This is a genomic window from Saccharothrix coeruleofusca (assembly GCF_017876325.1).
In the GTDB taxonomy this organism is placed as follows: domain Bacteria; phylum Actinomycetota; class Actinomycetes; order Mycobacteriales; family Pseudonocardiaceae; genus Actinosynnema; species Actinosynnema coeruleofuscum.
Genome location: NZ_JAGINV010000001.1, coordinates 652,120 through 666,295, shown reverse-complemented (window position 1 = coordinate 666,295; position 14,176 = coordinate 652,120). Strand labels below are relative to the sequence as shown.

General features: G+C 72.9%; 12 protein-coding genes. 8 read left to right on the top strand and 4 right to left on the bottom strand.

Annotation, left to right across the window (positions count from 1 at the left end):
* Nucleotides 1-132 precede the first annotated feature (132 nt).
* Nucleotides 133-1,488 (bottom strand): DUF349 domain-containing protein, encoded by a 1,356-nt coding sequence (locus JOF41_RS03280; protein WP_189221872.1) that lies wholly within the window; start codon nt 1,486-1,488, stop codon nt 133-135.
* A 182-nt stretch (nt 1,489-1,670) separates the two neighbouring features.
* Between JOF41_RS03280 and JOF41_RS03275 the strand changes: the two genes are divergently transcribed.
* The 3 genes from JOF41_RS03275 to dapF are packed head-to-tail and all read left to right on the top strand — an operon-like array spanning nt 1,671 to nt 4,076.
* Nucleotides 1,671-2,363, top strand: coding sequence for a class III extradiol ring-cleavage dioxygenase family protein (locus JOF41_RS03275; RefSeq protein ID WP_189221873.1), 693 nt, complete (start codon nt 1,671-1,673; stop codon nt 2,361-2,363).
* On the top strand, nt 2,360-3,262 hold the full coding sequence (gene miaA, locus JOF41_RS03270; RefSeq protein ID WP_189221874.1) for a tRNA (adenosine(37)-N6)-dimethylallyltransferase MiaA: 903 nt from the start codon (nt 2,360-2,362) through the stop codon (nt 3,260-3,262). Before JOF41_RS03275 ends, miaA begins: the two co-directional genes overlap by 4 nt.
* 10 nt (nt 3,263-3,272) lie before the next feature.
* Complete coding sequence (gene dapF, locus JOF41_RS03265; RefSeq protein WP_244989494.1) at nt 3,273-4,076, top strand: diaminopimelate epimerase; 804 nt, start codon at nt 3,273-3,275, stop codon at nt 4,074-4,076.
* A 136-nt stretch (nt 4,077-4,212) separates the two neighbouring features.
* Here dapF and JOF41_RS03260 read toward each other — a convergent pair whose 3' ends face one another.
* Together JOF41_RS03260 and JOF41_RS03255 are read right to left on the bottom strand one after the other, a co-directional pair.
* The gene (locus JOF41_RS03260; RefSeq protein ID WP_189221876.1) at nt 4,213-5,070 is read right to left on the bottom strand and encodes an SMP-30/gluconolactonase/LRE family protein; all 858 of its coding nucleotides are present in this window, start codon (nt 5,068-5,070) and stop codon (nt 4,213-4,215) included.
* Nucleotides 5,063-6,298, bottom strand: coding sequence for an MFS transporter (locus tag JOF41_RS03255; RefSeq protein WP_209616049.1), 1,236 nt, complete (start codon nt 6,296-6,298; stop codon nt 5,063-5,065). The genes JOF41_RS03260 and JOF41_RS03255 overlap by 8 nt, the downstream gene beginning before the upstream one ends.
* Before the next feature lie 161 nt (nt 6,299-6,459).
* On the opposite strand from JOF41_RS03255, the gene hflX reads away from it, so the two are divergent.
* Together hflX and JOF41_RS03245 are read left to right on the top strand one after the other, a co-directional pair.
* A complete protein-coding gene (gene hflX, locus JOF41_RS03250) occupies nt 6,460-7,905 on the top strand; it encodes a GTPase HflX (protein ID WP_189221878.1) in 1,446 nt (481 codons plus the stop codon).
* 2 nt (nt 7,906-7,907) lie between these two features.
* Nucleotides 7,908-8,966 (top strand): WD40 repeat domain-containing protein, encoded by a 1,059-nt coding sequence (locus JOF41_RS03245; RefSeq protein WP_209616046.1) that lies wholly within the window; start codon nt 7,908-7,910, stop codon nt 8,964-8,966.
* A gap of 19 nt (nt 8,967-8,985) precedes the next feature.
* On the opposite strand, the gene lexA is transcribed toward JOF41_RS03245, so the two are convergent.
* A complete protein-coding gene (lexA, locus tag JOF41_RS03240; protein ID WP_372448466.1) occupies nt 8,986-9,720 on the bottom strand; it encodes a transcriptional repressor LexA in 735 nt (244 codons plus the stop codon).
* Between the two features lie 219 nt (nt 9,721-9,939).
* Here lexA and JOF41_RS03235 point away from each other — a divergent pair, with 219 nt between their 5' ends.
* The 3 genes from JOF41_RS03235 to JOF41_RS03225 all read left to right on the top strand — a co-directional run bounded on the left by JOF41_RS03235 (nt 9,940) and on the right by JOF41_RS03225 (nt 14,151).
* Complete coding sequence (locus JOF41_RS03235; RefSeq protein ID WP_209616043.1) at nt 9,940-10,434, top strand: LysM peptidoglycan-binding domain-containing protein; 495 nt, start codon at nt 9,940-9,942, stop codon at nt 10,432-10,434.
* Between the two features lie 311 nt (nt 10,435-10,745).
* Nucleotides 10,746-11,201, top strand: coding sequence for a transcriptional regulator NrdR (gene nrdR, locus JOF41_RS03230; RefSeq protein WP_189221881.1), 456 nt, complete (start codon nt 10,746-10,748; stop codon nt 11,199-11,201).
* A gap of 88 nt (nt 11,202-11,289) precedes the next feature.
* Nucleotides 11,290-14,151 (top strand): vitamin B12-dependent ribonucleotide reductase, encoded by a 2,862-nt coding sequence (locus JOF41_RS03225; protein ID WP_189221882.1) that lies wholly within the window; start codon nt 11,290-11,292, stop codon nt 14,149-14,151.
* Nucleotides 14,152-14,176: the final 25 nt, after the last annotated feature.

Sequence of the window (14,176 nt, the reverse complement as noted above, 5' to 3'; positions counted from 1 at the left end):
CGCGCCGGTGGCGTCGCAGCCACCCGATCGCACGAACTGAGCGTTCGGACACCGCGAACCGAGCGTTCGGGAGCCAGTGCGGGGGAAGGGGCGTGCGCGGTGGTCGCGCACGCCCCTTCCCCGTTCCGGTGACTAGCGGCTGGCGACTGCCTGCTCCGCCGCGGCCAGCCACTCGCGCCACTGCTTGGCCTGCGCCTCGGCCTGCTCGGCTCGGCGCTTGTCGCCCGCCGCGCGAGCCTTGGCCGCCTGGGACTCGAACTGCTCGACCCGCTCCCGGAACTGCGCCACGCGGGCCTCGGCCTCCGGGTCGGACCGGCGCCACTGGGCGTCGACCGCGCCGCGGACCCTCTCCTCCACCGCGCGCAGCTTGCCCTCCAGCTCGCGGACCCGCTCCCTGGGGACCTTGCCGATGGCGTCCCACCGCTCCTGGATGCGGTACAGCTGCTGCCTGGCCGCCTCCAGGTCGTGCGACGGGTCGATCTGCTCGGCCTCGACCAGCAGCTCCTCCTTCAGCTTCGCGTTGGCGGCGAACTCCGCGTCACGCTCGCTGAAGGCCTCGGAGCGCCGGGCGAAGAACGCGTCCTGCGCGGCGCGGAAGCGCTGCCACAGGGCGTCGTCGGCCTCCTTGGGCGCGCGGCCCGCGGCCTTCCACTCGACCATCAGCTCCTTGTAGCGACCGGCCGTGGGGCCCCAGTCGTCGGAGTCGACGAGCTTCTCGGCCTCCTCGACCAGCTCCTGCTTGCGCTGCTTGGCCACCCCGCGCTGGCGGTCCAGGTCGGCGAAGTGCGACCCGCGCCGCCGGTTGAACGCGTCACGCGCCTTGGAGAACCGCCGCCACAGCTGCTCGTCGGTCTTGCGGTCGACGCCCCGGATGGTCTTCCACTCGTCCAGGATCGCCCGCAGCCGGTCGCCCGCGACCTTCCACTGGGTCGACTCGTTGGCCAGCGCCTCGGCCTCCTCGACCAGCTCCAGCTTGCGCGCGCCCGCCGCGGCCCTGGCCTCCTCCTTGGCGACCTTGGCCTGCTCCAGCGCCTCCTGGGCCTTGGCCAGGACGTGCTCGACCCTGGCGGCCAGCGCGGCGAGGTCGCCCACCACCGCGGCGTCGGCCAGGCTCTCCTGGATGTGCTTGGCGCTGGTCAGCGCGTGCTTGGGGTCACCGGCCCCGGAGGACAGCCGCGTGGCCAGCAGCTCGACCTCGGTGCGGATGTCGTCGAACCGGCGGGCGAAGTGCGCCAACCCCTCGACCGGCTCGCCCGCCTGCCAGGAGCCGACGACGCGCTCGCCGTCCGCGGTCTTGACGTAGACGGTGCCCTCCTCGTCCACGCGCCCCCAGCGCTCCGGGTGGTCCGACGCCGCGGGCACCGGCGGAGGCACCGAGGCTTGCGCTCCGGCTTGCGCTCCGGCCTGCGTCCCGGCCTGCGTCTCCTCGACCACCGCCCCCGCACCACTGTCGCCAGTGGTTCCCGGTGTCGTCTCGTGCTCCGTCATCGCCGGCTTCCTCCTCGCCTGCCCGCTTCATGGTGCCCGTGCCGACCACGGGCGCCCCGCCAGTGGCGGGGCCCAGCACCCGAGTACCGCGACCTTCGACCGGTCCCCAGTACCCCGCGCGCATTCAAACAGGTCAGGGCTCGAGCCGGTACTGGTGGTGGGAGATGAGTAACGTCCAGTCCATGATCTCCCGCGTCGCGGTCGTGCCGCACCCGCCCCTGCTGGTGCCCGAACTGGTCGCGGGAGCGGTCGCGGAGACCGAGCCGGTGCGGGCCGCCTGCCTGGCCGCGGCGGCGGACCTGGCCGCGTGCGCGGACGAGTGGGTGGCGGTCGGCGTGGCGCCGGGAGCGCCGCGCGAACTGTCCGACGTGGCCGGGACCTTCCGCGGTTTCGGGGTGGACGTGCCGGTGGCGCTGTCGGACGCGCCGTCCCGCGTGGTGGCGGACCTGCCGCTGCCCGCCCTGGTCGCGGGCTGGCTGCGGGAGCGGGTCGGGGCGCGTCGGGTGCGGGTGCACTTGGTGCCGCCGGACCTGCCGACCGCGCGGTGCGTGGCGCTGGGCGAGCGGTTGACCGCCTCGGGTGACGCCCTGCTGGTGCTGGGCGACGGCTCGCACCGGCACGGCGAGCTGGCGGTGGGACGAGCCGACGACCGGGCCGGTCCGTTCGACGATGCGGTCCACCGCGCGCTGGCGGCGGCGGACACCGCGGCGCTGCGCGCGGTCGACCCGGCGCTGGCGGCCGAGCTGGGCGCGCGGGGCCGGGCGGCCTGGCAGGTGCTGGCGGGCGTGCGGGGACCGTGGCGGTGCGCCAGGTCGCGGTTCCTGGCCCCGTTCGGCGTCGGCTACCACGTCGCCGTCTGGGAAACTGGGGCGTGACCGTTCCCGTCGCCGTCGTCGGCCCCACCGCGACCGGCAAGTCCGACCTGGCCGTGGAGCTGGCCCTGCGCCTTGGCGGGGAGGTGGTCAACGCCGACGCGATGCAGCTCTACCGGGGCATGGACATCGGCACGGCGAAGGTCACCGAGCGGGAGCGCCGAGGCGTGCCGCACCACCTGCTCGACGTGCTGGAGGTGACCGAGACCGCCTCGGTGGCCGCCTACCAGCGGCACGCCCGCGCGGTGGTCGAGCGGCTGCTCGACCAGGGCCGCACCCCCGTCCTGGTCGGCGGCTCCGGGCTGTACGTGCAGGCCGTGCTGGACGACCTGGTCTTCCCCGGCACCGACGAGGCCATCCGCGCCCGGCTGGAGGACGAGCTGGCCGTCGTGGGCGCCCCCGCGCTGCACCAGCGGCTGGCCGGGCTCGACCCGGCCGCGGCGCTGGCCATCCTGCCCAGCAACGGCAGGCGCGTGGTGCGGGCGCTGGAGGTCATCGAGCTGACCGGGCGGCCGTTCTCCGCGACCATGCCCAAGCCCGGTCCGGCCCGCTACGGCGCGGTGCTGGTCGGCCTGGACCGCGCGGTGTCCGAGCTGGACGAGCGGGTCGACCTGCGGGTGGACCGGATGTTCGAGGCGGGCCTGGTGGACGAGGTCCGCGCGCTGGAGGCGCGTGGCCTGCGCGAGGGCCGCACCGCGTCGCGGGCGCTGGGCTACCAGCAGGTGCTGGCCGCCTTCGACGGCGAGCTCACCCTGGCGGACGCGGCGGCGGAGACCGCGCGGGCGACCCGGCGGTTCGTCCGGCGGCAGCGCTCGTGGTTCCGCCGCGACCAGCGGGTGACCTGGTTCGACGCGGGTCGCGACGGCCTGGTCGGCGACGTGCTGGCGCTGCTGGGCAAGTAGCCTGGTGGGCATGGGCGTGGAGTTCCTCAAGGGCCACGGCACCGAGAACGACTTCGTGGTGCTGCCCGATCCCGACGGCGTGCTGGACCTGACCGAGGCGCGGGTGCGGGCGCTGTGCGACCGCAGGCGCGGCCTGGGCGCCGACGGCGTGCTGCGGGTCGTGCGGCCGGACATGGGGCCGTGGTTCATGGACTACCGCAACGCCGACGGCTCCATCGTCGAGATGTGCGGCAACGGCGTGCGCGTGTTCGCCCGCTACCTGGTCGAGGCCGGGTTGGTCCCGACCGGCGAGTTCGAGATCGGCACCCGCGCGGGCAGGCGGCAGGTCGTGGCGCACGAGGACGGCACGGTCACCGTCGACATGGGACCGGCCCGCGTCACCGGCGCGTCCACGGCCTCGGTGCGCGGCGCGGCGTTCACCGGTTTCGCGGTGGACGTGGGCAACCCGCACCTGGCGTGCGTCACCGACACGCCCGTGGCGGAGCTGGACCTGGACGACGCGCCGGGCCACGACCCGGCGGTGTTCCCGCGCGGGGTGAACGTGGAGTTCGTCAACGTCCTGGGCGACGGCGCGCTGCGGATGCGCGTGCACGAGCGCGGCGTGGGCGAGACGCGCTCCTGCGGCACGGGCACGGTCGCGGCGGTCGCGGCGTGGCTGCACGGGACGGGGCAGCGCACCGGCAAGGCCACTGTGGACGTCCTGGGTGGACAGCTCTCGGTGGTCGTCGAGGAGGAGACCGCCACCCTGACCGGCCCGGCCGTGCTGCTGGCCCGCGGCGAGCTGGACCAGTCCTGGTGGGACAGCCTGACCTGACCCTCCGAACGCCCCGTCGGCAAGTACCACCCGACGGGCCTCGAAGGGCCGGTGACCACTACCCGAAGTGCCCGAACGCTCGGTTCGCGGTGCCTGAACGCCCGGTTCGCGGTGTCCGGACGCGCGACTCACGCGTTCAGAGGTCGCAGACCTCCAGCCTGCCCAGGCGGGCCCCGGCCACCACCTCCGGTTGCGAGGTGGGCGCGGTGCAGCAGACCAGGCGCGAGCCGAGCACGGCGACGGCGAAGCAGGTCTGGGTGGTCTCGACCCGCTGGACGACCTCGCCCGCCACCACCCGCACCGCGCACGGCTGCAGCGCGGCGGCGACCCAGACGCCGCCCTCGGCGTCCACCGCGATCCCGTCCGGGGCGACGGAGTGCTCGCGCAGGGCCGCCCAGGGCCGCCGGTTGGTCAGCGCGCCGTCCTCCGCCACGTCGAACGCGGTGAGCCCGAACGCCAGCGTCTCGGCGACCACGAGGGTGCCGTCGGGCAGGAACGCCATCCCGTTGGGGAACTTCAGGTCGTCGGCGGCCACCTCGGCGGTCCCGTCCGGCCGCACGAGCGCCAGCGGTGTCCCCGGCGGCACCCACTCCGGGTCCAGCAGCGCCTCCTCGCCGCCCTGCGCGATCGCCGCGTGCAGGTCGAAGCCGAAGTTGCCGACGTAGGCGCGCCCCCGGTCGTCGACCAGCATGTCGTTGGCGTGGAAGGTGGCGATACCGCTCAGGTCGGCGTGCGGCGCCAGCGTGCCGTCCGGCTCCAGCCTGAGCACGGCCCGGTCGCGCATGGAGACCACGAGCAGCCGCCCGTCGGGCAGCCAGCCCAGGCCGGACGGCTGCTCGGGCACCTCGCAGACGACCTCCTGCTCACCGGTGGCCAGGTCGAGCGCGCGCACCTGGTGGTCGTAGAAGTCGGAGTAGAACAACCTGCCGTCGGGGCCGTGGCGTGGCCCCTCGCCGAACCGGAGATCGTCGCGCAGCACGGTGGTGTCAGCCATGCCCCTCGACCGTAGTGATCGACGGCACATCGCGCATACGCCGCAGGGGTGAGCCGAGCACCCAGAGGACACCGCTGCTGAGCCCCGCGGCGGCGACCCACAGCGCGCCGCGCACGCCCAGCGATTCGGCCAGCAGGCCCCCGGTCAGGGCACCCAGCGGCATGGCGCCCCAGACGATGCAGCGCACGCTGGCGTTCATCCGACCCAGCAGGTGGTCCGGGCACAGCGCCTGGCGCAGGCTGACCTGGGCGACGTTGTAGAGCACGGTGCCCACCGAGGTCACGAGCAGGCCCACCACCAGCAGTGACAGCTTCCACCCCGGTTCGGCCAGCGGCACCAGCAGCCACGCGGGCTGGGTGCACAGCATGGACACCCAGATCAGCCGCACCTGGCCGATCCGCACGAACCAGCCGGAGGTGGCCCCGGCCAGCGCCCCGCCCGCCCCGCCCACGGCCAGCAGCAGGCCCACCGCGCCCTCGGGCAGCGCCAGGTCGCGGACCATGAACAGCACGCTGACCGCGCTGTACGCGCCGTGGAAGAAGTTGCACGTGGCCGTGCACAGGACGGTGGGCAGCACCAGCCGGTGCCGCAGCACGAACCGCAGGCCCTCGCCGATCTCGGTCCACAGCCTGCGCCCGCTGCGCTCGGGAACCCGCTCCTGCGGATCGACCGCGCGCAGCAGCAGCGCCGAGGAAGCGTACGCGGCCACCACGCCGAGCACGGCGTTCGCGCTGCCCGCGGCCTGCGCCAGGACACCGCTGCCCGGCCTGCCCAGCAGACGAGCCACCTGCTGCACCGAGGTGAGCCTGCCGTTGGCGGCGGGCAGCTCCGCGCGCGGCACCAGCGCGGGCAGGAAGGACTGGGACGCCACGTCGAAGAACACCGTCAGCACGCCCGCGCCCAGCGCCACCAGCACCAGGTGGGTGAAGGTGAGCGCGTCCAGCCACCACGCCACCGGCACGGTGAGCAGCAGCGCCGCCCGCGCGGTCGTCGTCCAGGCCATCAGGGGGCGCTTGCGGACCCGGTCCACCAGCGCCCCGGCCGGTAACCCGACCACCAGGAACGCGGCCGTGCCCGCCGCGGCGAGCAGGCCCATCCGGGCGGGTGAGGCGGCCAGCGCGGTGGCCGCCACCAGCGGCAGCGCCACGTCCTGGACCGCGCTGCCGAACTGGTTGGCCGCGTCGCCCGCCCAGAACAGCCGGAAGGCGCGGTGTGACCGCTGGGACATCCCCGAAGTGTCCGAGGGTGATGGGGGGTGTCGACCGCATCGGGGTCGTGTCGCGGGAACTTAATCGGCCCGCTCGAGCGTTGTTCCTCGTGCAGGCCGCCGACCCACCGGGGGATTAACCACTCGGTCGCAGAGGCGGGACGTGGGACGATGAAGGGCAAATGACGGAAAACACGTACAGCACCAACGACTGGCTCGACCACGACGCCGAGCTGTCCACCGGCGAGCTGGCCCTCGCCGACCGCGCGGCGCTGCGGCGCGTCGCCGGGTTGTCCACCGAGCTCCAGGACGTCACCGAGGTCGAGTACCGGAAGCTCCGCCTGGAGCGGGTGGTGCTGGTCGGCGTGTGGACCGAGGGCACGGCGGCCGACTCGGAGGCCTCGCTGGCCGAACTGGCCCTGCTGGCCGAGACCGCGGGCTCCGAGGTCCTCGAAGGGCTCGTGCAGCGGCGCGACCGGCCCGACCCGGCCACCTACATCGGCTCCGGCAAGGTCGGCGAGCTGCGCGACATCGTGATCTCGACCGGCGCGGACACCGTGATCGCCGACGGCGAGCTCTCCCCCGGCCAGCTGCGGCAGCTGGAGGAGAAGCTCAAGGTCAAGGTGATCGACCGGACCGCGCTGATCCTGGACATCTTCGCCCAGCACGCCAGCTCCAAGGAGGGCAAGGCCCAGGTCGAGCTGGCCCAGCTGCAGTACCTGATGCCGCGGCTGCGCGGCTGGGGCGAGTCGCTGTCCCGGCAGGCCGGTGGCCGGGCGGGCGGCGGCAACGGCGGCGTGGGTCTGCGCGGCCCCGGTGAGACGAAGCTGGAGACCGACCGCAGGCGCATCCGCGCGCGCATCGCGAAGCTGCGCCGGGAGATCGCCGCGATGGGCGTCATCCGGGAGACCAAGCGCGGTCGCCGGGTCGCCAACGCGGTGCCCAGCGTGGCCATCGCGGGCTACACCAACGCGGGCAAGTCCAGCCTGCTCAACGCGCTGACCGGCGCGGGCGTGCTGGTGGAGGACGCGCTGTTCGCCACCCTCGACCCGACGACCCGGCGCACGACCACCCCGGACGGCCTGCCCTACACGCTGACCGACACGGTCGGCTTCGTCCGGCACCTGCCGCACCAGCTGGTCGAGGCGTTCCGGTCCACCCTGGAGGAGGTCGCCGACGCGGACCTGCTGGTCCACGTGGTGGACGGCTCCGACGGGATGCCCGAGAAGCAGGTCACGGCGGTGCGCGAGGTGATCGCGGAGATCAGCGAGCGCCGCGACGAGCCGATGCCGCAGGAGCTGCTGGTGGTGAACAAGGTCGACGCGGTGGGCGAGCTGACGCTGGCCCGGCTGCGCCACCTGTTCCCGACCGCGCAGTTCGTGTCCGCGCACAGCGGCGAGGGCATCGCCGAGCTGCGCGAGCGCATCGCGGGCATGATCCCCCGGCCGCAGGTCGTGGTGGACGCGCTGGTGCCCTACGCCCGCGGCGAGCTGGTGGCGCGAGTGCACCGCGAGGGCGAGGTGCTCAAGGAGCGCCACACCGAGGAGGGCACCGAGCTCAGCGCCCGCGTCCGCCCGGACCTGGCGGGCGCGCTGGAGCGGTACGCGGTGAACGGAAGCCGCGCCTGAGCGTGCGCGCCCTGCTGGTCACCACGGCCCTGGTCCTGACGGCGGGCTCCGCTGCGGCGGAGCCCGCCGTCGTCGACGTGTGCCGGGTGACCGGCAGCAGCCTGGCCGAGCTGTCCGGCTTGGCGTCCAACGGCGCCGAGTGGTTCGCGGTGAACGACAGCGACGACGGGCGGGTGGAGATCCGGGTGCTGTCGCGGACATGCGCGGTCACCCGCACGATCACCGCGCCCGCCAACCCGTTCGACGTCGAGGACCTGGCGCTGACCCCGGACGGCACGCTGTGGCTGGCCGACACCGGCGACAACGGCAGGACGCGGGACACCGTGGCGCTGCACGCCGTGTCGCCCGGCGGCGCGGCGAAGCTGTACCGGTTGACCTACCCGGACGGCAGGCACGACGCGGAAGCCGTGCTCTTCGACGGCCGCGGGGTGCCGCACGTGGTGACGAAGGAGACCATCGGCCGCGCACTGGTCTACCGGCCGACCGGCGAGCTGTCCGAGACCGCGCCGACACCGATGGAGCAGGTCGCCGCGGTGTCCCTGGACACCACCGACACCCCCGGCGGCCCGCTCCAGAGCACGGTGGTGACCCGCCTGGTGACCGGGGGCGCGGTGTCCGCGGACGGCCGGGTCGCCGCGCTGCGGACCTACACCGACGCCTACCTCTACCAGGTGCCGGACGGGGACCTGGTGGCGGCGCTGGAGGGCGACCCGGTGCGCGTGCCACTGCCGAACGAGCCGCAGGGCGAGGCCATCGCGTTCGAGCCGGACGGCACGCTGCTGTCCGCCTCGGAGTTCGGCGACGCGGGCAGCAGCTCGGTGATCCGGGCGGTCGCGGGCGCCGCTGGGCTGGCCGCGTCGTCGGGAGCGACGACCGCGGAGCCGACCACAGAGCCGAGCGCGGAGCCGACCGCGACGCAGCAGTCCGCGCCCGCGGACACCACCGCGAGCCCGTCACCGCCCCTGTCCGACGGACCTCCGGCCTGGCTGGTGGTGGGCGGCGGAGCCTTCGCGCTGGCGCTGGTCGCGGCCCTCGTGCGGCGGTCGCGCCGGTCGCGCTGACCAGCCGCCCCGGACCTGGTCAGAGCCTGCGCAGCACCGCGACGACCTTGCCCAGGATGGACGCCTCGTCGCCGAGGATCGGCTGGTAGGCGGGGTTGTGCGGCATCAGCCACACGTGGTCGTCCTTGCGCTTGAACGTCTTGACCGTCGCCTCGCCGTCGATCATCGCGGCCACCACGTCGCCGTTGTCGGCGGTGGGCTGCTGCCGCACCACGACCCAGTCACCGTCGGTGATCGCGGCGTCCACCATGGAGTCGCCGACCACCTTGAGCAGGAAGACCTCGCCCTCGCCGACCAGGTCGCGCGGCAGCGGGAACACGTCCTCGATGGCCTCCTCGGCCAGGATCGGCCCACCGGCGGCGATCCGGCCCAGCATCGGCACGTAGGCCGGGGTGGGCTTGGCGGCCGGGTCGAGGCCCGAGACGATCTCGGTGGGCAGCACGCCCACCGCGCGCGGCCGGTTCGGGTCGCGCCGCAGGAAGCCCTTGCGCTCCAGGGCGCGCAGCTGGTGCGCGACGGAGGAGGTGGAGGTCAGCCCGACCGCCTCGCCGATCTCCCGGACGCTGGGCGGGTAGCCGAAGCGGTCCAGCCAGTCCCGGATCACGTCGAGCACCTTGCGCTGGCGCAGGGTCAGCCCGGCGTTGCCCGCGATCTCCGCGGGCGCGGAGGCGGCCTCCGGCGCGGGAGGCGCGGCGGCGGGCGCAGCGGAGGGCACATCGGCGATGCGCAGGTCGTCGTTGGTCTTGCGTGCCACGGTGCTTCCTCCTCACCGGTCCCGATCGCCCAGGCCGGCTCTCCGTCGATCTTCAACTGCCGAAGGTAGTCGCAGTCGGTGTCCATATCAAACACCTGTTCGAAGTAAACACCGGCGTGTCGCTCCACTTTCGCGCGGGGAGGTGGTAGACATTCGCACAGCAGTTCGATCGAACTCCTGTTCGATCATGACCCGTTGACCTGCGGTGGAGGGAACGTCATGGCAGTGGTCATCGGCACGCGGGACGGTTTCGCACTGGTCGACGGCGCGGGCGCCGACGACGTCGCGCTGGGCCGGGGGCCGCACCCCGGCCCGCGGGTGCTGCGCCGGTTCGACGTCGCCGACCACCGCCGACCAGCGGGCAGGCGGCGGCCCGTCGCGGTGACCACGGTCCCGGAAGTCGCGGCGTGCGAGGTGCGCCCCCGACAGCACCCCGCGCTGCGCCTGCTGGCCTCCGCGCTGGCGACCGCGGCGGTGGCGGTGGGCCTGGCGGCGCTCTACCTGCACGCCTCGGGCGGGACGAGCGTGCCCGAGCGCGTCGACACCGCGCACGTCCAGGTCGGCGAGACGCTGCGGGACGTGGCCCGTCGCGCCGCGCCGAACAGCGACCCGGACGCCGTGGTGGCCCGCATCCGCGAGCTGAACGGGCTGACCGACACCGCGGTCGTCCCCGGCCAGTCCCTCCTCGTCCCCGACGGCAACACCGCCGACTGACAACACCGACCGACACCGCCGACTGCCGACAGCACCCGCGAGCCGAGGTCGCCGAGTGGTGGGGTGGCGGCGGCGACAGTAGCCTCTCCCGGACCGCGCGGCACGGCTCACCACCGCCGTCGCGCCGCGCCCCGCCCGCTCGGCCGGGTCGCCCGCGCGACACGCCGTTCAAGATTTGCGCGCGGTAGGCATCCGGCATAGGTTGACCCCCACATCTAGTGGTTACACCGTCGAGTTGGCCCACAGATTGGGGATTTCCCCGTCAGGTGGGTTGACGCGATGAGTGCTGCGCCGGGGAGGGGTGAGCAGGCGTGCGGTGTCCTTTTTGCCGGAATTCGGACTCGCGTGTGGTCGACTCGCGCGAAGTCGACGAGGGCCAGGTGATCCGCCGCAGGCGGTCCTGCTCCAACTGCGGCAGGCGGTTCACCACGGTCGAGGAAGCGGTGCTGGCGGTGGTCAAGCGCTCCGGCGTCACCGAGCCCTTCAGCCGCGACAAGGTCGTCAACGGCGTGCGCCGCGCGTGCCAGGGCAGGCCGGTCGACGAGGACGCCTTCCAGCAGCTGGCCCAGCGCGTCGAGGAGTCCATCCGGTCGACCGGCTGCGCCGAGATCCCCAGCCACGAGGTGGGACTGGCGATCCTCGGGCCGCTGCGCGAGCTCGACGAGGTGGCCTACCTGCGCTTCGCCAGCGTGTACCGGTCCTTCTCCTCGGTCGAGGACTTCGAGAAGGAGATCGCCGACCTGCGCTCCGCGCAGACCCGCGACTAGGGACCAGCAGATTTCCGCGACCGCCTCGGACGGGGACCCGGACGTGGTCGTGCCACAACATCCAGACATCAGGGAGAGGGACCGGTTCATGACGGAGACCGTTGGCGGCTCCAGCAAGAAGACGGCGGCTGCCCGCGACGGTGCGGGGGACAAGCGGACTGGCCTGGTGGTCGAGCGCGTCTACACCACCGAGGGCAAGCACCCCTACGACGAGGTGACCTGGGAGCGCCGCGACGTCGTGATGACGAACTGGCGCGACGGCTCGGTCAACTTCGAGCAGCGGGGCGTCGAGTTCCCCGACTTCTGGTCGGTCAACGCGACGAACATCGTCACCAGCAAGTACTTCCGCGGCGCGGTGGGCACCCCGCAGCGCGAGCACAGCCTGCGCCAGCTGATCGACCGGGTGGTGCGCACCTACGTCGAGGCGGGCGTCAAGCACGGCTACTTCGCCACCGAGGCCGACTCCGTCGTCTTCGAGCACGAGCTGACCTGGATGCTGCTGCACCAGGTGTTCAGCTTCAACTCCCCGGTCTGGTTCAACGTCGGCACCAGCTCCCCGCAGCAGGTCAGCGCCTGCTTCATCCTGTCGGTCGACGACACGATGGAATCGATCCTGAACTGGTACCGGGAGGAGGGCCTGATCTTCAAGGGCGGCTCCGGCGCGGGTCTGAACCTCTCCCGCATCCGCTCCTCCAAGGAGCTGCTGTCCTCCGGTGGCACCGCCTCCGGCCCGGTGTCGTTCATGCGCGGCGCGGACGCCTCCGCGGGCACCATCAAGTCCGGCGGCGCGACCCGCCGCGCGGCCAAGATGGTCGTGCTGGACGTGGACCACCCCGACATCGAGGAGTTCATCGAGACCAAGGCGCGCGAGGAGGACAAGGTCCGCGCGCTGCGCGACGCCGGGTTCGACATGGACCTGGGCGGCAAGGACATCGTGTCCGTGCAGTACCAGAACGCGAACAACTCGGTGCGCGTGTCGGACGAGTTCATGCACGCCTACGAGAACGGCGCCCAGTTCGGCCTGCGCGCCCGGCAGACCGGCGAGGTCATCGAGCAGGTCGACGCCAGGGAACTGTTCCGCAAGCTGGCCAAGGCTGCGTGGGAGTGCGCCGACCCCGGCATCCAGTACGACGGCACCATCAACGACTGGCACACCACGCCGGAGTCGGGCCGGATCACCGCGTCCAACCCGTGCTCGGAGTACATGCACCTGGACAACTCCAGCTGCAACCTGGCGTCGCTGAACCTGATGAAGTTCCTCTCTGACGACGGCACCTTCAACGCGGAGCTGTTCGCCAAGTCGGTCGAGCTGGTCATCACCGCGATGGAGATCTCGATCAGCTTCGCGGACTTCCCGACCGAGCCGATCGCGGAGACCACCCGCAAGTTCCGCCAGCTGGGCATCGGCTACGCCAACCTGGGCGCGCTGCTGATGGCCACCGGCCACGCCTACGACTCCGAGGGCGGTCGGGCGCTGGCCGCGGCGATCACCTCGCTGATGCAGGCGGTGGCCTACCGGCGCTCCGCCGAGCTGGCGGGCGTGGTCGGCCCGTACGAGGGCTACGCCCGCAACGCCGAGGCGCACCAGCGGGTCATCCGCAAGCACTCGGCCGCGAACGACCTGCTGCGCACCTACCACGCCAACGACGCCGCGGTGGTCAAGCTGGCCACCAGGGAGTGGCAGGAGTGCCAGCGCGTCGGCGCGGTCAACGGCTGGCGCAACGCGCAGGCCAGCGTGCTCGCCCCCACCGGCACCATCGGCCTGATGATGGACTGCGACACCACCGGCATCGAGCCGGACCTGGCGCTGGTGAAGTTCAAGAAGCTGGTCGGCGGCGGCTCCATGCAGATCGTCAACCAGACCGTGCCGCGCGCGCTCAAGGCCCTGGGCTACCAGCAGGAGCAGATCGAGGCCATCGTCGAGTACATCTCCGAGCACGGCCACGTGGTCGACGCGCCGGGGCTGCGCCCCGAGCACTACGAGGTGTTCGACTGCGCGATGGGCGAGCGCTCGATCGCGCCGATGGGCCACGTGCGGATGATGGCGGCGGTGCAGCCGTTCCTGTCCGGCGCGATCTCCAAGACGGTCAACATGCCGGAGACGGCGACCGTCGAGGAGGTCGAGGAGATCTACTACCAGGGCTGGAAGCTGGGCCTGAAGGCGCTGGCGATCTACCGCGACAACTGCAAGGTCGGCCAGCCGCTGTCGGCGGGCAAGGGCGCCAAGGCGTCGGCCTCGGCGGAGACCAAGCCCGAGACGGTGGTCGAGTACCGCCCGGTACGCAAGCGCCTGCCGAAGAAGCGCCCCTCGCAGACCGTGTCGTTCACGGTCGGCGGCGCCGAGGGCTACCTGCACGCGGGCTCCTACCCCGACGACGGCCTCGGCGAGATCTTCGTCAAGCTGGGCAAGCAGGGCTCGACCCTGGCCGGTGTCATGGACGCCTTCTCGATGTCGATCTCGGTGGGCCTGCAGTACGGCATCCCGCTGGAGTTCTACGTCTCGAAGTTCCAGAACCTGCGCTTCGAGCCCGCGGGCATGACCGACGACCCGGACGTGCGGATCGCCACCAGCGTGCTGGACTACCTGTTCCGCAGGCTGGCCCTGGACTACCTGCCGTTCGAGAAGCGGGCCCAGCTGGGCATCTTCACCGCCGACGAGCGCACCGCCCAGGTGGCCGACAACTACGGCGGCGGCGACGTGGACCTGGAGGGCCTGCGCACCTCGGTGGAGGCGACGCCGGAGAAGGCCGTCGAGAAGTCCGCGAAGTCGGCGGCCGAGGACAAGCCCAAGCCGCAGGACGTCAAGGTGGGCAGCTCCACCGAGCTGCTGGAACTGCACCTGGGCACGACCGCCGACGCGCCGCTGTGCATGACCTGCGGCACCAAGATGCGGCCCGCAGGCTCCTGCTACCTGTGCGAGGGCTGCGGCTCGACCTCCGGTTGCAGCTGACCCTGAGCGCTTTTAGCAGGTGAAT